The sequence below is a fragment of the Bradyrhizobium sp. 35 genome (assembly GCF_023073215.1).
In the GTDB taxonomy this organism is placed as follows: Bacteria; Pseudomonadota; Alphaproteobacteria; order Rhizobiales; family Xanthobacteraceae; genus Bradyrhizobium; species Bradyrhizobium canariense_D.
This window is the reverse complement of sequence record NZ_JADPJC010000157.1, coordinates 750997-773510: the sequence shown is the minus strand read 5'-3', so window position 1 is coordinate 773510 and position 22514 is coordinate 750997. Positions and strand designations below refer to the sequence as shown.

Here is a 22514-nt window from a genome sequence, read left to right as displayed (position 1 = left end):
GACATGGTCATGGCGCTGATGGAGTTTACAAGCCGGTCGAAACCACGCGCATTAGCGCCGAGCTCGACGACTGATCAACTCAGGGGCGGTGCACCGAGCGACTCGATTCGTCGCGTAGCACTCGCGGGATGGCTGATCATCGCCATCTTTTTCGGCGGATTCGGCACCTGGGCGCTGACGGCACCACTCAACGGCGCCGTGGTTGCAAATGCTATCGTAAAGGTCGACGGCAACCGCAAGAGCGTTCAGCACCTCGATGGCGGCATTGTCAGGGAACTGCATGTCCGAGAAGGGGAGCGGGTGCTGGCAGGCGACCTCCTGATCGTTTTGGACGATACGCAGGTCCGTGCCGAGTATGAGGTGCTCACACAACAATATGCCGTGCTTCGTGCAACGGAAGTACGGCTCCTGACGGAGCTCGATCATGGATCCGAGCTGGCCATGCCGGCCGATTTGAGGGCGCGCTCTGATGACCGCTACTTTAAGAGCGTATGGACCGGTCAGCTCAATCAGTTCGACAGTCGGCGAGCATCGCTTGACGGGCAACGAAGCGTCATTCGCGAGAAGATCAACCAGCTTGGGTCACAGATTGTGGGCGCCGAGGCACAGGTCAAGGCCTTCACCGATCAGATCAACTCGGTCCGCAACGAGGCAAAGGATCTTGCGCCGTTGGTCGAACGGGGCCTGATTGCGCGTCCGCGAATTCTCCAGCTGGAGCGGACGGCGTACGGTTTGGAAGGCCAGATTGCCGATACAAAAGCCGGTATCGCGAAGGCCCGACAGGCCATCGCCGAGCAAGAGCAGCAGATCGCCCAACTCGACAATGATCGGATGACAGATGTCACCAAGGACTTGCGTGACACGCAGGCCAGATTGCTCGAGGTCATTCCGAAGGCGTTGAGTGCAAAGTCGGTCCTGGGTCGCATGGAAATTCGGGCGCCCTATACCGGCCGGGTCGTGGGATTGACCGTGTTCGCCGTCGGCAGCGTCATCCAGCGCGGCGACAAGATCCTCGACATCGTACCGGCCGAGGACGCACTCACCATCGAAGCCCAGGTTGCGGTGGAGGACATCAGCGACGTACATCCCAATATGCGCGCCGAAGTCCATCTCACTGCCTACAAGCAGCGCATCGTCCCGATCATTCACGGCGACGTCATTCAGGTTTCGGCTGACCGCCTCACTGATCCCAAGACAAATGCGCCGTACTACACGGCCTTTGTCCGGATTGATCAGAGGGAGTTGGCGGACATGCCGAACATTCGCCTGTACCCTGGCATGCCGGCGACCGTTATGATCCCGACCGTCCAGCGAACCGCGTTTGATTACATCGTCGGGCCGCTCGCGATGTCATTCAATCAGTCGTTCCGGCAGAAGTAACCGGTCAAACAACGATGGACGAGGCAATCCAGTAGCGACGCCGAGCCGGACGACGAAGGATCAAATGGCCTCGTCCCGGAGGCCAACTTCGCTTGACGACGCAAATCGCTGCAAAAGCCAGAGGCCGAGGAGGTGCGGTGTGAGAGGCACGAGGCCATCAAGGCATTCATAGCGCTTACCGCACGGGCGATATCAACGGCTTACAGACGGCGCGCTAGGTCATCCGGCCGACCTCGCGAAATTTGATCCATGCACGCTGGTGTCGTCGCTGCATCCGCCGGACATATGCGAGTGGATTGAAAGGGTTGGATGCACTCCGACAGCTCATCGGCTTTGCATAAATATTGAATTTCCGAATAATCAAATTATACCGCTGGCCACCCGTAATAATCCGGTGATTCTTTAATGACTCTCAGCCAGCGCTCTGCCGAGGATTCCGATTGTTGGCCGGCTATCGTCTTTGTATTACGACGTTTTATCGATTTTTGGATTGTCACGACGGCGCGTTTTGCGGCGGTTAATTCAGGATGGCATTATATATTAAATATTGACGCTAATAAACATTTAATGGATAGTTTATCGCTGGCGGCCGGATATAATCCGCAGCCGCTGGAAGTTGCCGAGGTGTCTGCAAATTCATCTTGAAAGAAGGGATTCTTCCAATGTTGCAATATTACATCGAGACCAAGGAAGCGTTGAAGCGTCTGCGGACGGACCAGGATGGCGTGGTGTCATTCGAGTACATCATCGTCGCGGTTTGCATCGTTGGCGCAGTGGGTGCCGTGTTCGGTGGCGGAGCCGGTGGACAGATCGGGGCGGCGTTAACGACCGGGATCACCGCAATCACCACCGCTTTCACCACCGCGATCGCTGGTTGATACGGCCATCTTGGCGCCAGAGGGGGGCAATCCAAGCTGCCCCCCTCCCGCAGGAGTGCTCCCGCTAGTTTGCCTTCCACCTTTTTTGAACCGTGCATTTCATGAGTTGGATTGCTCCCACAGCCTCGACCCTGGAAATCCTGTTGTTGCTCTATGTCGCAACGATGGACGTTGCGACGCGCCTGATCCGAAACGAAATTTGTCTCGCGCTGGCGCTCCTCGGGATCGCCGGTCAGTTGCCTAGCCCGATTCAAGTCGCTGTGTCGCTGATCGCAGCCGCGATCCTCTTTCTGCTGCTTTTTGTCCTATACGCGCGCGGAGGAATTGGTGGCGGCGATGTCAAGCTGCTGGTTGCCCTGGCGGTTGGTCTCCCCCCGAGCGGCGTGATGCAGTTGCTAACGGTCACCGTGCTGGCCGGCGGCGTTCTTGCCTTGGGGCATCTGATGATGCGCCACCTGCCATATCCCAGGTTGGCACCCGCCGGATCGTCGCTCGTACGGCGGATCTACGCGATCGAGCGTTGGCGCCATTTGCGACACGCCCCGCTGCCTTACGGAGTTGCTATCGCATGTGGCGGTATCTGGACCATACTGAGCAAAGGATCGTGAAATGTCATCCGCGCTGCGTCTGTCGATCATCGTGGTGCTTTTGCTTGCAACCACAGCGTTCGGACTGATTGCCTATAGCATGAACCTGCCGAAGGCCACGCCTCCGGTCCCGGTACAGGTGACAGCGACGACCCTCGCGCCGGCGGCGCCGGCGACGGCCGGATACTTTATCGCGGTACGGCCGTTGCCGAGGGGGACGTTGGCCCGCGAAGAGGATTTCGCCGTGCGCGCGGTGCCGCCGGAGCGCGTTCCCCAGGGAGCTATCCTTGAAACCCCCGAGTCCAAGTCCGGACTTCCGGGGTCACTCATCCGCAACTTCGTCGAAGCGGGCAGTCTCATTACATTGCAGGATATCCTGCGTCCGCGGGATCGGGGTTTCCTCGCCAGTATCCTGGCGCCAGACAGCCGTGCCATCAGCATCAAGGTTGACGAGGAGGCCGGTGTCTCGGGCCTCATCAGGCCGGGCGATCACGTGGACGTCGTGTTGACCCAGGTTTTCGAGAAAGTCGATACCGCGCGTCGCGCCCTGAGCGAAACCGTTCTGCGCAATGTTCGAGTCATCGCGATTGATCAGGAGATCGTGCAGGGCGCGCGACCCATTAGCGGGATGGCAGGTAAGCAAACGCAGACTGTTTCACTGGAGCTTACGCAGGTCCAGGTCAAGAAAGTCACCGTCGCAAAGCAGCTCGGGACGCTCTCCTTGGCCGTACGCGCAGCAGTCGATCAGTGGGACAAGGCAGACACCGGCGCGATGTCGAGCTGTGATGTGTCGCCTGAACTTGCCCGCCAGTATGCAATTTCTGCACAGAGAACGGCAGTAGTCGTTCATTCAGGCGGTGAGGTCAAGCAATACACGGTCAGAAAGCAAGTGGAAGACGCTCTCGTCAGCTGCGATGGTGCATCGGATGCCGTAGGCCCGACTGCAACGGCGGTGGGTTACGATAACAGGTTGTCGGAGAAACGCTGATGAACATTGCCATAGCCACTCCGCCTGAAGAATCGACCTCAATCGTCACGCGTAACCGCATCGTCGGTTTCGTAAATGATGAGCTCAGCGCTGCGGCGTTGCGCAAGGGGCTCGAAGGCGCCAACCTCTCGATCAGGCGCGGCACGATCCGCAATGCCATACGGATGCTTGAAACCGACACCGACCTGTTTGCGCTGGTGGCAGACATCAGTGGCATCGATGATCCTTTTACTGAACTGGAAAGGCTGTCTGGCGTCTGTCCACCCGATGTCCGAGTAGCCGTGATCGGCGATAACAGGGAGATTACCTTCTACCGTGAGCTCCTGGAGCTCGGCTTGACGGAGTATCTGCCGCGGCCGCTCACGCGCGATATGGTGCTGGACAAGCTGCGCCCCAAGCTGCTCGGCGACGTGGCAGCCAACCACATCGATCGTGGCGGGCACGTGGTCTCGATCTGCGGGGCGCAGGGCGGCGCCGGCGCCACGAGCATCGCGATCAATCTGGCGCTGCAACTCGCCGAGACAACCAAGGCCAAAGTGGCGCTGCTTGATCTTCATTTGCAGGGCGGCGAGGCCGCCGTGATGCTGGGTGTTCGTCCCGGGCCGGGGCTGCGCATCGCTCTGGAAAATCCGATGCGGGCGGACACACTCTTCCTCGAGCGCGCGGCAATCGAAGTCAACGAAAGGGTTTGCTTGGTCTCGGCCGACGAGGACCTCGATGCGCAGCTCGAAATTACGGAAGCTGGCATACGACACGTGCTGGGTCTGCTGCGTCAACGGTTCAACTACATCGTCGTGGATGTACCCGTCCCGTTTCCGCCGTCGATCTATCCCGTGATTAAACTTTCCCGTCATGTGATGGTGCTGCTCGAATCCGAGGTGACCGGACTTCGCAATGCCCATGCGCTACGCGCCGCCGTGATCAACATCGCGGGCAAGGACCGGGTCTTTACCTTGCTCAACCGGGCCGGTCGTCCCGGGGGCCTGCCGAGGGCGGCGGTCGTCAAGGCGTTGGGTGCAGAGCCCGACATCGTCATTCCCGATCTCGGCAAGGGCATGACCGAGGCGCTCAATCTGGGCATTCCAGCTCTGAAGCACGTCAGAAAATTGCGGCGCCACCTGGCACCGATCGTACGGGAGATCAGCGGTGTCGCTGCTGAGCGGAGTGGCTGGTGGAGGAGGGTGCTCACAGCACATCTGCGATGAAAAAATTTGGTAGGCGTGAAGACGACGCACCAGCTCACATATCTTCATTGGCGACAAGCCTCCCTGCATCTGCGATGGGCTTGCCTTTGCCGCCGCTCAGCACGGCTGTATCCGCACCGAGCGTGCCGTCGCCCGCGCCAAGGCGCGACGAACCGCCGATCGACCAACCCATAATCCCGCCTTCGCTGCGCGAACGGGTAATTGAGCAGATCGAGCCATCGGTGGCCGCAACCGTCTCGCGGGAAGTTCTCCGGCGGCAGATTGAGGAGATCATCCATCAAATTGCCAACCAGGAACGGCTCGAGCTGTCGGGCCGTGAGCAGCTGCAGCTCGCAGACGAAATTGCCGACGACATGACGGGCTACGGGCCGCTCCGTCCGCTACTACTGGACCAATCGATCAACGATATCATGGTGAACGGTCCGAGTAATGTCTACGTGGAGCGAAACGGCAAGCTGGAACGAGTTGCGGTGCGATTCCGGGACAATGGTCACATTGCTTCCGTCGCTCAGAAGATTGCCGCGCAGGTTGGTCGGCGCGTCGACGAGTCCAGTCCGATGGTCGATTGTCGCCTGCTGGATGGCAGCCGGGTCAACATCATCCTCCCGCCGCTGGCGATCCATAGTCCGTGCATTTCCATCCGAAAATTTCCAAGCCGCCGTTTGGACATAGCCGGATTGATTGAAAACGGCTCAATGACCACGGCCATCGGACGTTTGCTGGAGATCGCCGCCCGCTCGCGGCTCAATGTTCTGGTCTCCGGCGGTACCGGATCCGGCAAGACGACGCTCCTGAACGCTATGAGCCAGTTCATCGATCACACCGAACGCATTGTCACGATCGAGGACGCGGCGGAGTTGCAGCTTCAGCAGCCGCACGTGATCAGCCTGGAGACCCGGCCCCCCAGCCTCGAGGGCACAGGGCAGGTGACACAGCGCGATTTGCTGGTGAATGCCCTGCGCATGCGTCCCGACCGGATCGTCGTTGGCGAGGTGCGCAGTGCCGAAGCATTCGACATGCTGCAGGCGATGAACACCGGCCATGATGGTTCGATCTCCACGGTACACGCGAACAGTACCCGGGATGCCCTGACCCGCATCGAAAACATGGTGCAGATGGGACAGGTCAATCTACCGTCGCGCGCCATTCGAAGTCAGATCGTCGCTGCGCTGGATCTCATTGTGCAGGTCGAACGCATGCGGGACGGACAGCGCCGCATCATTCAGATCAGCGAGGTGATCGGCCTTGAAGGGGAGGTGATCACCACCAATGACATCGCAGCCTTCGAGTATCAAGAGGAGGATGTGAACGGGCGGATATCGGGCAGCTATAAGTCCAACCTTGCAACTCCGAAGTTCAAAAGCCGTCTTGTCTATTTCGGGCTAGATGGTGCTTGGGCCGAGGCCATGAGGCAAGTATGATGCTGGAGTCCGTGATCGTCACTGTTCTGGCCCTCGCGATGTGTGCAGCAGCCATCTCGTTGTGGCTCGACGCTCGGGAAAGACGCATCAATCGCCAGTTGGCGATTGCTCTCCCAACGTCGCATCCGGCTAACCTACCATCCATTCGCCGCTTGGAGACCGGGTCCCAGGCTCAGTTTCTCAATCGGCTGTCCAATTACAATCCCGATATACCCTACGTGTTGCATCCGGCCTATGTGCTGCTCGCCGGTGCATTCGGAGCAGCAGCGATCCTTTATGCGAACAGCCAGCTGGGATATTCCCTGGTCTACGTGTCCATCGTCGCCGCAATCACGGCCATTATTGTGATACGAGGCCTGTTTGGATGGCAGAAACGTCGGTTCGCTCTTCAGCTTTTTCGACAGCTGCCTGACGCGATCCAGCTGGTGACAAGTACCGTGCGATCAGGCCTGCCTGTGCACGAGGCATTTCGGGCCCTCGCGCGCGATATGCCGCAGCCAACGGCTGGGCAGTTTGCCATCGTATGCAGCGAAGTGAATCTGGGTAGACCTCCAGAGGAAGCTGTCCAGGCTGTCTATCGGCGAACTCAGGTGGCGGAGTATGCGATCTTTGCGGTGACACTTGCCGTTCAGATGAAGTCCGGTGGCAGCCTGGCCGAGACCTTGCAGAACCTGGGAGACACTGTCAGGCAACGTGTTGCGCTGGCTGCTCGCGCCAAGGCACTGGCGGGAGAGGTGATCTTTTCCTCACGAGCGCTGACGGTCTCGCCATTGATTGCAGGTGGGGTCCTATACGCAGCCAATCCGCAAACCGTCGATCTGTTGTTCACCGATCCGGTCGGAAACAAGCTGCTGGTCTACGCAGTCGTTTCGGTGCTTGTTGGAGCCCTGGTGATAAGTTGGATGGTCAGAAGGGAAACAGCACTATGACCTCTGGTCTCAGTCTGGTGGCCCTCGCAGTCGTGGCTGGGACTGCGTCCTGCATGTTGATTATCCGCGAAATACACGTTCGTACATTGGACGCCCGGGTGTCGAACGCTGTGATGGGCGTTGCTGGCCAGTCTGCCCCCTTCCAGGATGTGACCGGTTGGTTTTCGTCACTCGGCATGCGGTATCGTCGCTTCTATGCTGAGGAAAATCTGGATCAGCTACGAACCATCCTTCAATCATCAGGTTTCAATCATCATCGAGCCTTGCCGACCTGGATCGGTGTCAAAGCCGTCAGCATGGCCCTCTGCCCGATCATCGCCGGGTGTGTCGCTCAGCTTTTCGGGAAGGCACTGCTGGATGTGCTGGTCTTCACACTTATTGGCGTGGCGATCGGCATTTTAGCGCCGCGATTGATACTGGCGGTGCTGAAGCGGCGGTTTGATGCCGCCATTCGACTGGGCACGCCGGATATGATCGATTTGCTGGTTGTGTGCAGCGAATCGGGAATGGGCCTGGAAAGCGGGCTGGCACGCGTAGCGCAAGAAATGCATGAGACCAATCCTGCTATAGCCCGGGTCATGAGCGGCCTTCTTGATGATCTCCGAATCCTGCCAAGGCGCAGCGACGCATTCGATAAACTGGGATCTACGTCGGATGGGCTCCGCCGGTTCGGACTCATGGTCGCCCAAAGCCTGCAATACGGAACGCCGGTGGGCCAGGCTCTGCGGAGTGTCGCTGTCGACCTCCGGCGCGAACGTATTACCAAGCTTGAAGAAAGAGCACACAAGTTGGGCGCCAAGCTGACTATTCCGATGGTGTTGTTCCTGCTTCCAGCCATGTTCGTCATTTTGGGAGGAAGTCCCATTCTGCACCTCGTGCGTGCGTTCGCCAGCTTCGGTAAGTAGCCATGAGCACGATTGCCCTGTCGAAAACCTCCTCTTACGATCGGACGATGCAACTGTTCGGCGGCATGTGGTTCATGTTGCTGGCGCTTGGCGTCGCCATCAAGATCGGATCGTCGGCTCATGATCCCTGGCCGTCGCTCCTGTCGAGTGTTTGCCTCGCTGTCTTCTACGTGCTCCTGGCGCTGTTGATCATCACGCGGCCTCCGGCGAAGGCGCAAGCGAACGGCCGTCTGCCAAGGATAGCGGCGTTCGTCGGTACCTACATGCCGTGGACGATCGCCTTCTTCGGCGAAACCGACAAGGCGTTACCAAACCTGGCGTCCACCGCGTGCGTGTTGATCGGCATGATCATGATGCTGGTCACCATCCGACATCTTGGCAGGTCGTTCAGTCTGGTGCCACAGGCGCGCAACGTGGTGCAAACGGGCCCGTATCGGTGGATCAAGCACCCGCTCTACCTTGCGGAGGAAATCGCCGTGTTGGGCGTGGTGCTGAGAAGCCCGACGCCGCTGACAGCGGCCTTGCTCGTCTTGCATATCGGCGTTCAGGTTTGCCGCATTTATTACGAAGAGGACCTGCTTCGTCGCAACTGCCCGGAATATTCCGGTTACGAAGCATCGCGCTGGAGAGTGGTCCCTTACGTTTGGTGAGTGCTGTTCCGGTCGGAGACCGGAAGGGTGAGTATCGGTGGAGGTCAACTCATGAGCCACAAGAAGTCGTTGATCGTGGATCAACGCGGCGCCGTCGGGCTTGAGGCCATGATCGTCTACATTTTCTTGGCGTCGTTCCTGCTTGTGCCGCTCGCCGACCTGGCTGCTGCGGGCTTCCAGTTTATCTCCGCATGGAGCGCATTGCGCTCCTTCGGGCAGTATGTGCAGTACGCTAATCCGCTCGCCCCTGACGGCACGGTGAGCTGGAAGACAGGGCTACAGACCACAGTCGCAGGTCATGCGATCAGCAACCTTCAGGTTTTGTGCGGCGACGCAGGGGCCACCTGTTCGCCGAGCAATCTTGCTTCTCCAAAGTACATTACATTTTCGACAACCGTCACTTTGGCCCCGCTTGGGGCACGCCCGCCTTTTGTGGGTTCGCTGCTGTGTCCGACCACCTGCACGTACACGCTGCGTCACTCAGAACGCTTCCAGTAGGGTGTTTCCATGCGTGATCTGCTCCGTTCCCAACGAGGTTCCGCCGCAGCAGCAACAGTCATCGCTCTCGTGCCGCTCATCGGAGTAGTCGCGATCGGGGCCGAGGCCGGATCGTGGTACGTCACCCGCCAGCACGCGCAGAACGCCGCGGACTCGGCGGCCTATTCGGGCGCATTGCGGCTTTCATGTACGATGGCGGGCGCGGCCTGCGAAACCCAGACAGTGGATTATCGCGGCAAGGAATTCGCGGCACAGAACGGGTTTTGCAACTACAGTCCCAACGACGCTACCGGCTATCCGGGGAGAAACTGTCCGACGAGCCTACCGACCAGAACCTCGCGGGCCGTGCAGATCGATATCGGCGATTACAATGCGGGCGCGTTCACAACGCCACCTGCAGGCACCGGCAATGCCGTTCGCGCCAGGGTCAGCCAGCAACAACCGGCGTACTTGGCGGCAGTGCTGGGTTTGACAACCGTCAACATCCCCGCCCAAGCGATTGCCATGGTTCAGCAGCCGACAAAGGCCTGCGTCCTGGCGCTTGGACCTGACTCAGGCGCGCTCAAGCTTGCTGGCAACCTCAGCAACAACGGAACCGGCTGCGCGCTGATGTCGGATAGCAGTATTCAACTTGCCAGCACTCCAACGTTCACCGGCTCGGGATGGGCAGTTTATGGTGTAAGTGGCTGCACCCCCACGGGCAGCTGCAGCAATGTCAGCGTGCCGCACAACTATTTCATGACGTACGCTAGCAATCCGCTCAGCAAACTGGACACCGCATCGTTTAACAGCAGGACGGGCAATACAAGTATGCCCTGCACCCTTCAGGCGGATGGGTGGAAGCATTGCGCGCCCAATAGCGCGGGGACTGGAGCTTACGGCAATTTCACGGTGCAGAATGGCGACAAGTACGTTTTGGATCCGGGAACATATTTCTTCTACAAAGCAAATATAAAGATGACCGGCGGACAACTGAAAGGCGCAGGCGTAACCCTCGTCTTGCTCGGAGACTCGCAGCTCACCATCAACGGGGGGACGGCTGATCTCTCCGCACCTGCCACTAACACCTTCTCCTCTGATCTAAATGGCGTCTTGATTGATGATCAGGCCCCGAGCAAGACCAGCAACAAGGTCACTATAAACGGCGGCGGCCAGGTTAGCCTGGGCGGGGCTATCTACTTTCCCAAGGTCGACGTTAGCTGGGCCGGTACGACTTCAAGTGCGAATACGACCTGTTCGCAAGTGATCGCCAAAACGATCGACATGAGCGGTGGCGGCTACCTCAGCACGCAAGGCTGTGCGCCGGCCACCATCATTTACACCCAAGTTGTCGCTTTGGTGCAATGATGAGAAAGCTCGACAATCGCGGTATCGCGCCCTTTGAATTCATCGTGGTGTTCGTGGCGCTTTTCACATTGATGTTCGTCATCTTCGATCTTGGGCGCTATGCCATCACGATGCAATCCTTGCGGACGCTTGCGAGTGCTGGCGCCCGTGCGGTCATGATCAGCTGCTATACGCCTGCCTTGCTTCAAAGCCCGCCGCAGTCGCCGGCCGGCTGCACCGGGGATCCCCTGTCCACCGCCGCCAAGAAGAACGCGGCTCCCTTCCTGTTTTTCGGAGGTCTGACGCCAACGCTGACCGTGGGGGCCAACAGCAACAGCTTGAGTGTTACAGCTTCCCAAGCAAAGTTTACGATGCTGATGCCCATATGGGGCACAGCGCTCAATGCGCCGAGCGCCTCCAACCAGATTCCCTTCTAGGGGCGAATATGGCAGCACGCCTGACATGTTTCGCCCGACAGCGCTACGTGGCCACGCCGTTCGGGCGTCCGCTTTTCGATCGGGATTAAGAAGTTGGTCGAGTTTGGTCAAACGCGCGGGTGCGGAATTTCACCAGAGGGATTTGCACTCGGCCAAGCGAATCTCCGAGCGTGCGACCGAATGTCCTTCGATAGCAAATGCCGCGACGCAAGCGCGCGCCAATTGCACTCGTGCGGCGGGATAGTTCCCCACAGCCAGTGGGAATGATGCGCGCTGGCAACATTGAAGAGTTTTCTTTCCGCTTGCGGCGGTGCGGTAAGTATCTCGTCTTGCAAGCTGCCTGCATCAGGGAGGATGATCTTGGAAACACGAAGTAACGAATTGTAGTGGGACAGATTGTAAGCTCTGCGACGTGGTGCGCAGAGGGGAAATGTTGAGGACGTCGAGCACGTAGATTTGCGGGAATCTTCGTGGATCGCAGTGGGGGACTCGGATGAGTGGCGATGGCGTTTCGGGTAACAAGGTCGGGAGGCTTCTCGCCTTCGGCGTGATGGGTCTGGGCGCGGCGCTCGCCTCGTCTGGGTTCGCTGACCGCGCGGCGGCTGCAGACCGGCGGGGCTCATCCGGCGGCGTCATCGTCAGCGAGATGAACGACGTCCAGCGGGTCAAGCTCGTCCTCAACAAGTCACGTACCTTCAAAGTCGACACGGCCTTTGCGACGATCGTGGCGGGCTCGTCTGACATCGTCGACGTGAAGTCGCTGAGCGATCACCTCATCTACGTGCAGGGCAAGCAGACCGGCACTACCAACGTCATCCTGTTCGACAGCTCGATGAAGCAGATCGGGATTCTCGACGTCGAGGTCGTGATCGATACCGGCAATCTGCAGCAGAACATCCGGACCAGCACCGGCGGGCAAGGTATCCGCGTGTCGGCTTCCGAGGGCCAGGTGGTGCTCAGCGGGGTCGCGGCCGACGCAGTTACGGCCGAGCGGGCCATGGCGATCGCCACCAGCACGGTCGCGAAAGGGGGGGTCGTCGTCAACGCGATGAGCGTCGCGGCCCCGCAACAGGTGATGCTCGAGGTGCGCTTCCTCGAGGTCAACCGAGAAGCCGGCCGCAACCTCGGTGTCAATCTTTATGCGGCCAATGCCAACGGCACGAACGTTGGTAACACCGGGCTGGGTCGTGTGACCGCCGCCGGTCGATCACCGATTGGTGGGATCAATACCGCCAACGGTCCTCTCGGTGCCGGGGGAGGGGATGTCGGCGCTCCCCCGACGGGTAGCCTTCCGGTACTAGGAACTCTGGGAACGCTCGCCGGTACAGCGGGGGGCATCGCGCCGGCCCCGTTCGGAAGCTTGTTGACCAGCATTGTCAGAACCAGCAGCGGCGGCTCGGTGGACCTATTGATCTCGGCGCTGGAAACCAAGGGGTTGGCACGCCGGCTGGCGGAGCCAAATCTGACCACGCTGTCCGGCGATGCCGCGCGCTTTCTTGCCGGCGGTGAGTTTCCGGTACCGATACCGACCCAGACAACAAACGGCTTTCCCACCATCACGATCGACTACAAGAAGTTCGGTGTTGAGCTCGCCTTCGTCCCCACTGTGCTCTCGCGCGGTGTGATCAATCTTCGGGTCGAGCCGTCGGTCAGCGAACTTGATTTCGCCAACGCGGTGACGATCCAGGGGACGACCGTTCCTGCGCTGACCCGTCGCGACGCGCGAACCACGGTGGAGTTGCGCGATGGCCAGAGCTTTGCCATCGCCGGCCTGTTGCAGACCCGCAATCGCCAGGACGTTTCGCAGTTACCTTGGATCGGTTCGGTGCCGGTGATTGGAAGCCTGTTCAGCAGCAAATCTTATCAGCAGGAAGAAACCGATCTGGTGATCATCGTGACGCCGCGCCTGGTCGCGCCGGCGGCGCCCGGTCAGCAATTGGCCTCGCCGCTCGACTCCCGCCTGCCGGCCAACGACGTCGATTTCTTCCTCAATGGTCAGATGGAAGTCCGCAAGCGTTACAATGACTACGTCAATTCCGGAGGCGAAGTGAAGGGACCGTATGGCCACATCATCGCGCCTGAAGTCCGGGCCCCCATCGTCGTCCCGGCCGCTAGTGCCGATCAGACGGTCGTCAAAACTCTAAACTAAAGGACGCGCGAGATGACGATCAGGCATCTGGTTCTGTTTGCGCCCATCCTGCTCGGGGGATGTTACGGCGTCGCCGGTCATGACGAGGTGGACCGCTACTTTCAGCGTTCCAACAGCATCACGATGACCGCCGGCGATGCCAAGCAGGTCAACGCCGTGACCCATACCATCCACCCATGGCCGCGATACGTGGGCGATCGCCGGATCGCGTATGACGCGCGACGTGTGGGCTCGGCCGTGACGCGCTACGGCAACCAGCAACAGCCGGTGGATCAGCTTCCCGATAACGGTGATCCGACGAAACTAATGGGCCAGCGCCCGCCCGTCACGCAGAATGTCAACGTAACTGGATTGGGAGCGGGAGCATCGTCGGGCATATCGGTGCCAGTCGGCGGGGCAGGGGGCAGGTAGCGGCTTTTGGTAGTTGAGTTCAGCGACGGGACATTGAGTGCGGTGCAGTGAGTCCGCTGGGCCGGGCGGGGGACAAAAAATTATGCGACGTGCCATTCTACTGCTGACCTGTTGCTGGCTGGCGCCAGGCCTTGCGGCATGTGACCAGACCACGAGGGTGGCTGCCGTCGTGGCTCCCGTAGACCCACCGGGTGGGGACCCGGTGCAGGAGCCGACCGACGTCAAGTACTACCCGTCGGACGAGCCTGTGCGGCTGGGGCTGGAGCATTACAATCGCGGCAGTTACGGGCTCTCACAGCGCTATTTCAAGGACGCCGTCGAGAAATCACCCAAGGACGTCACCGCCTGGATTGGTCTCGCAGCGAGCTACGACAAGCTGCGTCGTTTCGATCTGGCCGATCAGGCCTATGCGCAAGCGATCCGGCTGGGAGGCGAAACCGTTCAGATTCTGAATGACCAGGGATATTCGTACATGCTGCGCGGCAATCTGAATGCAGCGCGACGGAAATTCGAGAAGGCCTATTCACTCGACCCAGGTAATCCGGTCATCGCCAACAACCTCGAGCTTCTCAATGGCAGCCGGCGGTTCATTGAAAGACCACCAAACAACCAGCCATAAGCAATCGACCGGATACTGCGATCACGGCCAGTTCTCGTCAATTTGGCCCAATCACAGCATCAGCGTGACGGCTGCCGCTGCGGACGATGACAACAACGCCATTGCGAACGGTAAATCGTGCGCCGAGCAGTTTCCGCACCTTCTCCGTGATCGGAGAGGGAAACGGAACGGTGTCTCCCACGACGGGTTCGCCGACCTTGATCGTCGCAGTCGCGGAGCCTGCAACTGGTGCAGGCTTGATATAGTCTCGGATAAGCTGAATCTCTTCACGTGATAGGATGAGCGGAGCCTGGTCAGGACGGGTCTCCGACGGCGGCTTGGATGTTTCACTGCTTGCTTTTTCACGTATCTCATTGGTGCTTGCGATCTGATCGAGCCTGGCTACGCGTAGCTTGAGCGCGATGATGTCACGTTGCAGTGCTGCGATCTCCAATTTGCGCGCGTTGGCCTGCATGAAGACAATGATCGCGCAAACGCAGCCCACGACAAAGCCGACGCTCAGCAATGCGATCAACCACCGCTCAAAGTTTCCCATCGACCGTCCGGCCGTCCGGGGGAGTTGTTCGCGCTGGAGATGGCTCCGCCAGATGCGGCGTGCTCGGTGCATCCAGTCGGTAGAGCCCGTTACGCTTGCCGCCGGCCGGCCTGACCCAAAATGCGCGGGCGACGAGGCGGCTTCCTCTCGGGCCGGATCAACTAACGACGCCGTGTCGACTTGCTCAAGCTCTAGATCCTCGGGGACGCGATCCTCCGTAGTCAGATGAGCGGCAGGGTGGAAGGGATCCATCTGCTTATCGAGCCGGCCCATCTCCATTCTCCGTGGAGCCATCTATCAACTTCAGCAGTTCCGCCGACGCGGATAGAATAGGGTACCCGAAGATTGGATCAATCGGAACGAAAAAGGCGCCAGGCCGCGCCGTGAACCGTTCTGAGGATAGCTTCAGGAGATAGGGCACCAACAGATGCCAAGGTTCGCCCCGCGAATGCACGTTCCGACCACGCGGACCATAGACAGTGCAATGAGGCACCATGTCGTGCGACGAATGCCCAATTTCAGCTGGTTAAGCCCAGGGTGCGACCGGTACGTTATTGGTTGTTCTACCGCTGTGGCTGTCTCTTAATGAGCCGCTTTATCGGGTTCTTCAGACGCTTACGCCAAGGCGCTTGCATGCGTGATAGCGCGCGCCATGACTAAGCGAATCTGAAGGGCAGCTGCGTTGCTCGATCGATCGCTAGCTGCCCCCTTTTCATTTGGAAACACTAGCCAACCTACTGAAATTACTGGAGCGTGTTTCGACCATTTTTTCCAAATGCGCCTTGAAATCACTATATAATCGAGCAGGTTTTGATTCCGCCATTCGGAGGTTCGATCCCTCCCGCCCCAGCCAGCGCTTAGCTCTCGGCGCTTACTCGGTCGCTTCCATATGGTTTTGGTCCACGACCCGCAGCGTCCGTCGCACCATGCCCTCGACAATGACCGCCGATTCGCTTGGACGCAGATGGATCGCCGTGGACCTGAGCAGCCATGGCAACACCGCCTGCTCAAGCCGCTCTTCATATGCGTGGCGCATCATGTCGAATGCCATCAGGCCCGGACCCGCCAGGATGACATGGTGCGGCCGCAGCACGGATATCGTTGCTGCGACCGCCTCGGCGAGCGCGCGACCCGCCTGCAGGAATAGGTGCTCGAGACGCGGATCGCCGCCCAGCGCGCGCTCGCGCAACAGGGCCATCTGTCCCTCCGATGGCTGCTGCGAGTCTGCCGGCGGCAGATCGAGAAAGGTGCGGGCGTCGCGGTAGAGCGCGTAATCGGCAAGATAAGCCTCGATGCAGCCGCGCTGGCCGCAGCGGCATTGCGGCCCGTCCGGCGCCAGCTTGACATGGCCGATCTCGCTGCCGGCGCCCCAGCGTGCTTCACCATCGGCAACGACGCCCATCCCGATGCCGTGACCGACCATGATCGTGGCCGAGAGGCCTTGCGCCAATGCCGGTTCGGCGGCCGTGAGGGCGAGCGCGACCGCGACAGCGTCGTTCGCCATGACGACATCGACGCCGAACGCCTGACGTATCGGCGTCGCCAGATCGACTTCGGTGATCGACAGCGCGGGACTCCACAGTGTCGTGCCGGTGTCGACGTTCACGATGCCTTGCAGCGCAATCCCGATTCCCAACAGCCGATGGCGCGGCGTCGCCGCCGCATCGAGCAGCGCATTGATCTGCGCAATCACGAGATCGCGCAGCGCGCCTGCATCGAGCGCGCGCGTCGACAGTGCAAGTCGCGACTGCGCGACGCCGGAGCCCCGGAAATCCGCGATCAGCGTCTCGATCAGGTTCATGCGCACGGAGACCGCGGCGATGCGCCCGAACTCCGGATTCAGGGTCAGCAGCACGGCCGGCCGGCCGCGGCGGCGGCCATTCAGCCCGTCCGCATCTTCTTCCTCGCCGTCCTCGGACCACGGCGTTGCCGCCGTCTCGCTCTCACAGAGCAGCTCTTCTGCGATCAGCCGCGACGTCAGGCCGGAAACGGCCGGGAAGCTCAGCCCTGTACTCCGGGCGAGCGCCACGCGCGGCAGCGGCCCTTGGCGTCGCAAGACATCGACGAGACGGCCGCGGTTGGATTCACGGGCGGTGTTTGACACGCGTCTGGACGGCTCAATTTGGTCAACCATGCTGCCTCTTTAATTCATCAGGTAAATTTAATTGAGGGGATGGGATGCGTGTGTGACCGGAAAAGCACAATCGGATTCGGTTTTCAGCAGCCATATTTACTATTATCGTACCATCTGTACTATTTAGACTTGAAGAAGGGGCAAGTACATCCTGATCCGGCTGGTTTGCCCTGCGGCATTTGTTCGCGACGTAAATAAAAGATAGCGCATAAGCGCTGTGAAACCCCTGAACGGGGGTGACCCAAGGGAGGTGTACATGAACGAATCGCTGAAGAAACTAATGGTGTCGCTGTTTGCGACCGCAGCTGCGCTGGCCATCGCCACGGGGGCGGCGCAGGCCCAGCAGAAAAAGACCATCGCGCTGGTCACCAATGCCGCGGCCGATTTCTGGACGATCGCCGGCCGCGGGCTCGAAAAGGCTCAGAAGGAGCACCCGGAATACGACATCCAGTTGATCGTCACCAACGAAGCGACGGCGGCGGGCCAGCGGCGCGAGCTGGACGACCTGCTGGTGCGCGGCGTCGCCGGCATCTCCATCTCGGTCGACGATGCGCCGCACGCAACCGAAGAGCTCAACAAGGTTGCGGCCAAGACCGTGTTGATCACGACGGATAGCGACGCGCCGCAGAGCAAGCGTCTCGCCTATATCGGCACCGACAACGTCGCGGCCGGGCGCCAGGCAGGCGAGGAGATCAAGAAGGCGTTGCCGAACGGTGGCAAGATCGCGCTGTTCGTCGGCACGATGGACGCGGACAACGCCCGCGAGCGGGTGCAGGGTATCAAGGACGCGATCGCCGGCACCAAGGTCGAGCTGGTCGACGTGTTCACCGACCAGGTGGACTTCGCCAAGGCCAAGGCGAACATGGAGAACGTGCTGGTCAAATATCCCGACATCGCGCTTTTGTCCGGCCTCTGGAGCTACGAGACTCCGCTGATCTATGACGCAGTCAAGGCGGCTGGCAAGGCCGGCAAGGTGAAGATCGTCGGCTTCGACGAGGATCAGCGCACGCTGCGGGGAATATCCGACGGGACGATCGAGTCCACTGTCGTGCAGCAGCCGTACGAGTTCGGGTATCTCTCCGCCATCAACATCATCAAGACGCTGAACGGCGACAAGTCCTGGATTCCGGCTGATAGCAAGCTGATCGTGCCGACCCAGGTGGTCAGCAAGTCCAACGTTGCGGAGTTTACCGCTCATCTGAAGGAGCTGCTGAAGAAGTGACTTCAGCGTGCTTCACGGCCCGGCCGCCGCGGTGGCCGGGCTTTGGGCGGGAGGGAAGCGGAGAGATGGCAGAGACACTGCTGGAGCTCAGCGGGATCAGCAAGACCTATCCCGGGGTCAGGGCGCTCGACGACGTCAATCTGCGCGTCTATCGCGGCGAAGTGTTGGGTTTGATCGGCGAGAACGGCGCCGGCAAATCGACGCTGATGCGCGTGCTGGGTGGCGTGATCGCGCCGAGCGAAGGCGTGATCCGCATCGGCACCAGCGAGTATGCCCGAACCACGGTGACCGAGGCGACGCGGGCCGGCATCGCCTTCGTGCACCAGGAGCTGAACTTGTTCGAGAATCTCGACGTCGCAGCCAACGTGTTCATCGGGCGCGAGAAGCTGATGGGCGGGCCGCTGAAGCTGGTGGACAATGCCGAGATGCGTGCTCGGGTGACCCCGCTGCTGGAGCGGCTGGGTGCCGATTTCGCGCCGGATACGCTGGTCGAAGACCTCTCCATCGCCGAGCGGCAAATGGTGGAGATCGCCAAGGCGCTCTCGATCGACGCCCGCGTGATCATCATGGACGAGCCGACCTCCAGCCTGACGATCTCGGAGACCGAACGGCTGCTGGAGGTGATTGCCGATCTGAAGGCGCACGGCATTTCGGTGATCTATATCTCTCACCGGCTCGGAGAGATCATGACCTGCGCCGACCGCGTCGTGGTGCTGCGTGACGGTCGCACCGTGGGAGAACTGGCGCTGAACGAGCTAAGCCATGCCGCGATGATCCGGTTGATGATCGGTCGCGACCTCAAAGCGCTGCATACCCCGCCGAAACAGGCGCCGCAGCCGGGCGGCTGCGATATCGTCGGCGTCGTGACGTCAGCCTTTCCCGACCGGCAGGTTGATCTTTCCGTGCGGCATGGCGAGATCCTGGGACTGGCGGGGCTCGTGGGCGCTGGCCGCACTTCTCTTGCCCGCGCCGCCTTCGGCATTGACCCGCTGCTGGGCGGCGAGATCAGGATCGACAACGCACCGGTCGCTGTCGCATCGCCGCGCGACGCGATCAGCCAAGGCATCTATCTGGTGCCGGAGGACCGCAAGAAATCCGGGCTCGTGCTGGAGCTGCCGATCCGCGAGAACATGACGCTGGCGAGCCTGCTGGATCATGCGCGGATGTGGCTGGTCAGCGGCGCGGCCGAGCGCAAGGTCGCGAAACAGCAGGTGAGGCGCCTCTCCATCAAGGCGCCAAGCATCGATATGGAGGCCGTGACGCTCTCCGGCGGCAACCAGCAGAAGGTCGTGCTCGGCAAATGGCTGTCCATGCAGCCGCGCGTGATGTTCTTCGACGAGCCGACCCGCGGCATCGACGTCGGCGCCAAGGGCGAGATCTACGCGTTGATGCGCGAGCTTGCCGACCAGGGCGTCGCGATCGTGATGATCTCCTCGGACATGGAGGAGGTCATCGGCGTCTCCGACCGCGTGGCGGTCATGCATGAAGGCGGCGTCAGCGGCGTGCTCGAGCGGGAGCAGTTCAGCGAATACAACGTGTTGCGACTGGCCATGGGCCAGGCGCTGGAAACCGCGGAAGCGGCCGCGCCATGATCAGGAAAGAGCTCGGTCTGGCATTGCTGCTGGTGGTGATCGCCGCCATCACGGGCGCGATCAATCCCGCCTTCCTGTCGCTGGTGAACCTCTTGAACATGGCCAATCTGATCGGCCTCTTCGGTGTGTTCGCGCTCGGCGAGGGGCTCGTGATCATCACCGGCGGCATCGACCTGTCGCTCGGCTCGATGTTTGCGCTGCTCGGCGTCGTGTTCGTCGATCTTCTGACGACCTACCAGGTGCCGTGGCCCCTGGCGCTGCTGGCAGTGCTGCTGGGCGGGCTGGTGCTCGGCGGCATCCAGGGGTTCCTGATCACCCGCCTGAAGATGCAGCCCTTCATCGTGACGCTGTGTGGGTTGCTGATCTATCGCGGCGCCGCGCGCTATTACACGAGCGATTCGACCCGCGGCTTCGGTTACGGCGACGAGGCGGCGACACTGAGCAACATCGCCTCGGGCAATTTGGCGGGAATCCCGAACACCTTCATCCTCCTGATCATCCTTGCGCTGATCCTTGGCGTGCTGCTGCACCGCTCGGTCTACGGGCGCTGGCTTTATGCCGTCGGCAAGAACGAGGAGGCGGCACGCTTCTCGGGCATCAACACCAATATCGTGATCGCAACCGCCTATATCATCAGCGGCGGGCTCGCCGGAGTTTCGACGGTCTTGTTCGTGTTCTACACGAACTCGGTGTCGCCGAGCTCCTTCGGAAATTTCTACGAGCTCTACGCGATTGCGGCCGCCGTGCTGGGCGGGTGCAGCCTGCGCGGCGGCGAGGGTCCATTCTCGGTATCGTGCTGGGCACGGCGCTGCTGCAGGTGCTGCAGAACCTGGTGAATATCCTGGGCATCCCGAATTCGCTGAACTTCGCGGTGATGGGGACAGTCATTCTGATCGGCGTGTTGGCGGATCAGCAATTGCAGGCGCGACGGCGGCGCAAGCTGGCACTGGCCGGCGTCGCCCGCACTGCGCCGAAATCGACATTGGCGGAGCAAGTCCAGGGCACGTCACCGCGCGCCGCGGATGCATTGCCGGCGAGAACGGTTGATCGGGCATGACAGATCCACGCTCCAGTTGACACAAGGCTGCCTGGTCGGCGGCCGCTGGGGGAGGAGCGCGTTCCAGGCTCGAGGGCTTTGGGCAGGGGCGTGAGGCGAAACAAGTAAAGCCTGAGACGGCGGGAGGACGAGTAAAATGTTGCGCAGGTTTATGAACACCGCAGGGGTGTGCGGTGTGGGGATTGCTTTCTCATCGCTGTTTTGCGGTGGAGTGTATGCGGCCGACTTTTCGACGAAAGCTGCGCCTGTTCCTTATGCGGCTGACGATTTCTGGACGAGACCGTATCTGTTCGGCGATCTCGGCAGGACCAGGCTGAAGGAGCAGGGCATCGATATCGGCCTGACGCTCGGTAACGAATCGGTCGGCAATGTCTCCGGCGGAAGCAGGAATACCGCGGCCAACGCCGGCCAGTTGTGGTTCGGCGCGAAGCTGGACATGGGAAAACTCGCCGGCATCCCCGGCGGCACCGTCGGTCTCACGCTGGTCGACCGCTTCGGCAAAAATCTGAATACCGAAGCGGACATTCCCGCCCTGCAGCTGACCAACGAAGTGTTCGGCCGCGGCAATATTCTGCGCCTGACGCAGCTCTATTACTCGCAGAAGCTTTTCGATGACCGCCTTGAACTCAAGGGCGGCCGTCTTCCGGTCGGCTCCGACTTCTTCTTCGGCCTGTGCGAGTTCATCAACCTGACCTTCTGCGGCGGTCAGCCCGGCAACATCCAGGGCGGCTACATCTACAATTGGCCGGTGAGCCAGTGGGCCGGTGTCGTCCACTATAAGATCGCGCCGGAATTCACGGTGTCGGTCGGTGTCTACGATGCCAATCCGGGTTACCTGACGACGTCAGACCCGGGCGTCTACTTCTTGCCCGGCATTCCCGCCTCGAACCCCGCCAGTGGCGTGATGGTGCCGGTGGAGTTGGTCTGGACGCCGAAGGGGCCCTTGACCGGGACTTGGAGACTTGGCGGCTGGTACGACAGCGCCTCGTCCATTGATGGCGGTCTTCCGGGTGTTATCGGCACCATCCCGGGCGTCGGTGGTGTGCCCGATCAAAATATCAGCGATCAACGCGGCCGCTTCGGCGTCTACGAATCGATCCTGCAACGATTGACCGTTGACGGCCCGGGTGCGGTAGGCTGGTACACCTTCCTCAATACCACCGTCGCCGATCACCGGACCTCGTACCAGGATTACCAGATCGCCCTCGGGTTCAGGCATACCGGAACGTTCTCCTGGCGTCCCCAGGACGAAGTCGGCTTCGCGGTCGGCACGACGCACGTGAACACGGCTGCCCTCAGTCCGAACGCCGGCGGCAACGAAGTGCCGCTTGAAGTCTGGTACGGATGGCAGGCGACCGGCTGGCTGAACCTCAAGTTCGACGCTCAGTATGTCATCAATCCCGGTGGGCGCGGCTATAACGCGGCGGGCGTGAAGACCGACAACGCCGTGGTTCTTGGCATGCGCACCGAGGTCCACTTCTGACGGGACGCTCACCCGTCTGATGCGAAAGGTGGGGCATGCCCGTCCCACCGGAGCGCACGCAACGTGTGGCGGCTCCACTCAGCGGAGCCGCCCGGGACTTGGTTATCA

21 protein-coding genes and 1 pseudogene are annotated in these 22514 nt (G+C 60.7%); 20 read left to right on the top strand and 2 right to left on the bottom strand.

What is annotated here, in order from left to right; translation table 11 throughout:
• The first annotated feature begins 9 nt into the window (after nucleotides 1-9).
• The 16 genes from IVB36_RS35870 (at nucleotide 10) to IVB36_RS35795 (ending at nucleotide 14383) form a co-directional block, all read left to right on the top strand.
• Nucleotides 10-1380 carry an HlyD family type I secretion periplasmic adaptor subunit gene (locus IVB36_RS35870; protein ID WP_247394721.1) on the top strand — a complete coding sequence of 457 codons (1371 nt, stop codon included), beginning with the start codon at nucleotides 10-12 and terminating at the stop codon, nucleotides 1378-1380.
• 405 nt (nucleotides 1381-1785) lie between these two features.
• Nucleotides 1786-2025 (top strand): hypothetical protein, encoded by a 240-nt coding sequence (locus IVB36_RS35865; RefSeq protein WP_247394719.1) that lies wholly within the window; start codon nucleotides 1786-1788, stop codon nucleotides 2023-2025.
• 17 nt (nucleotides 2026-2042) lie between these two features.
• Complete coding sequence (locus tag IVB36_RS35860; protein ID WP_018458240.1) at nucleotides 2043-2258, top strand: hypothetical protein; 216 nt, start codon at nucleotides 2043-2045, stop codon at nucleotides 2256-2258.
• Nucleotides 2259-2359: 101 nt separating this feature from the next.
• Nucleotides 2360-2866 (top strand): A24 family peptidase, encoded by a 507-nt coding sequence (locus tag IVB36_RS35855; protein WP_162496568.1) that lies wholly within the window; start codon nucleotides 2360-2362, stop codon nucleotides 2864-2866.
• 1 nt (nucleotide 2867) lies between these two features.
• Nucleotides 2868-3833, top strand: coding sequence for a Flp pilus assembly protein CpaB (gene cpaB / locus IVB36_RS35850; protein ID WP_018458242.1), 966 nt, complete (start codon nucleotides 2868-2870; stop codon nucleotides 3831-3833).
• On the top strand, nucleotides 3833-5038 hold the full coding sequence (locus tag IVB36_RS35845) for a Flp pilus assembly protein, ATPase CpaE (RefSeq protein ID WP_018458243.1): 1206 nt from the start codon (nucleotides 3833-3835) through the stop codon (nucleotides 5036-5038). The genes cpaB and IVB36_RS35845 overlap by 1 nt, the downstream gene beginning before the upstream one ends.
• Entirely contained in the window at nucleotides 5035-6459 is a 1425-nt protein-coding gene (locus tag IVB36_RS35840; RefSeq protein ID WP_247394716.1) for a CpaF family protein, read from the top strand. The genes IVB36_RS35845 and IVB36_RS35840 overlap by 4 nt, the downstream gene beginning before the upstream one ends.
• Complete coding sequence (locus IVB36_RS35835) at nucleotides 6456-7388, top strand: type II secretion system F family protein (RefSeq protein ID WP_018458246.1); 933 nt, start codon at nucleotides 6456-6458, stop codon at nucleotides 7386-7388. The genes IVB36_RS35840 and IVB36_RS35835 overlap by 4 nt, the downstream gene beginning before the upstream one ends.
• The gene (locus IVB36_RS35830; RefSeq protein ID WP_247394713.1) at nucleotides 7385-8293 is read left to right on the top strand and encodes a type II secretion system F family protein; all 909 of its coding nucleotides are present in this window, start codon (nucleotides 7385-7387) and stop codon (nucleotides 8291-8293) included. The genes IVB36_RS35835 and IVB36_RS35830 overlap by 4 nt, the downstream gene beginning before the upstream one ends.
• Before the next feature lie 2 nt (nucleotides 8294-8295).
• A complete protein-coding gene (locus IVB36_RS35825; protein ID WP_018458248.1) occupies nucleotides 8296-8943 on the top strand; it encodes a methyltransferase in 648 nt (215 codons plus the stop codon).
• 51 nt (nucleotides 8944-8994) lie between these two features.
• A complete protein-coding gene (locus tag IVB36_RS35820) occupies nucleotides 8995-9441 on the top strand; it encodes a hypothetical protein (RefSeq protein WP_051113041.1) in 447 nt (148 codons plus the stop codon).
• A 9-nt stretch (nucleotides 9442-9450) separates the two neighbouring features.
• The gene (locus IVB36_RS35815; RefSeq protein WP_247394712.1) at nucleotides 9451-10788 is read left to right on the top strand and encodes a TadE/TadG family type IV pilus assembly protein; all 1338 of its coding nucleotides are present in this window, start codon (nucleotides 9451-9453) and stop codon (nucleotides 10786-10788) included.
• Nucleotides 10785-11204 (top strand): TadE family protein, encoded by a 420-nt coding sequence (locus tag IVB36_RS35810; protein ID WP_018458251.1) that lies wholly within the window; start codon nucleotides 10785-10787, stop codon nucleotides 11202-11204. Before IVB36_RS35815 ends, IVB36_RS35810 begins: the two co-directional genes overlap by 4 nt.
• Before the next feature lie 493 nt (nucleotides 11205-11697).
• The gene (locus IVB36_RS35805; RefSeq protein WP_018458252.1) at nucleotides 11698-13353 is read left to right on the top strand and encodes a type II and III secretion system protein family protein; all 1656 of its coding nucleotides are present in this window, start codon (nucleotides 11698-11700) and stop codon (nucleotides 13351-13353) included.
• A gap of 12 nt (nucleotides 13354-13365) precedes the next feature.
• Nucleotides 13366-13764, top strand: coding sequence for a hypothetical protein (locus IVB36_RS35800; RefSeq protein ID WP_018458253.1), 399 nt, complete (start codon nucleotides 13366-13368; stop codon nucleotides 13762-13764).
• A 202-nt stretch (nucleotides 13765-13966) separates the two neighbouring features.
• A complete protein-coding gene (locus tag IVB36_RS35795) occupies nucleotides 13967-14383 on the top strand; it encodes a tetratricopeptide repeat protein (protein WP_018458254.1) in 417 nt (138 codons plus the stop codon).
• A gap of 37 nt (nucleotides 14384-14420) precedes the next feature.
• Here IVB36_RS35795 and IVB36_RS35790 read toward each other — a convergent pair whose 3' ends face one another.
• Entirely contained in the window at nucleotides 14421-15191 is a 771-nt protein-coding gene (locus tag IVB36_RS35790) for a hypothetical protein (protein WP_247394710.1), read from the bottom strand.
• 598 nt (nucleotides 15192-15789) lie between these two features.
• Complete coding sequence (locus tag IVB36_RS35785; RefSeq protein WP_247394708.1) at nucleotides 15790-17052, bottom strand: ROK family protein; 1263 nt, start codon at nucleotides 17050-17052, stop codon at nucleotides 15790-15792.
• Between the two features lie 256 nt (nucleotides 17053-17308).
• On the opposite strand from IVB36_RS35785, the gene IVB36_RS35780 reads away from it, so the two are divergent.
• From IVB36_RS35780 to IVB36_RS35765, 4 genes and pseudogenes are all read left to right on the top strand, one after another.
• Complete coding sequence (locus IVB36_RS35780; RefSeq protein WP_085352214.1) at nucleotides 17309-18274, top strand: sugar-binding protein; 966 nt, start codon at nucleotides 17309-17311, stop codon at nucleotides 18272-18274.
• 65 nt (nucleotides 18275-18339) lie between these two features.
• Nucleotides 18340-19866: a sugar ABC transporter ATP-binding protein gene (locus IVB36_RS35775; RefSeq protein WP_247394706.1), complete on the top strand. Its 1527-nt coding sequence runs from the start codon at nucleotides 18340-18342 to the stop codon at nucleotides 19864-19866.
• Nucleotides 19863-20923: pseudogene (locus IVB36_RS35770) on the top strand (ABC transporter permease). Before IVB36_RS35775 ends, IVB36_RS35770 begins: the two are co-directional and overlap by 4 nt.
• Before the next feature lie 136 nt (nucleotides 20924-21059).
• Nucleotides 21060-22406: a carbohydrate porin gene (locus tag IVB36_RS35765; protein WP_204510525.1), complete on the top strand. Its 1347-nt coding sequence runs from the start codon at nucleotides 21060-21062 to the stop codon at nucleotides 22404-22406.
• The last annotated feature ends 108 nt before the right edge of the window (nucleotides 22407-22514 follow it).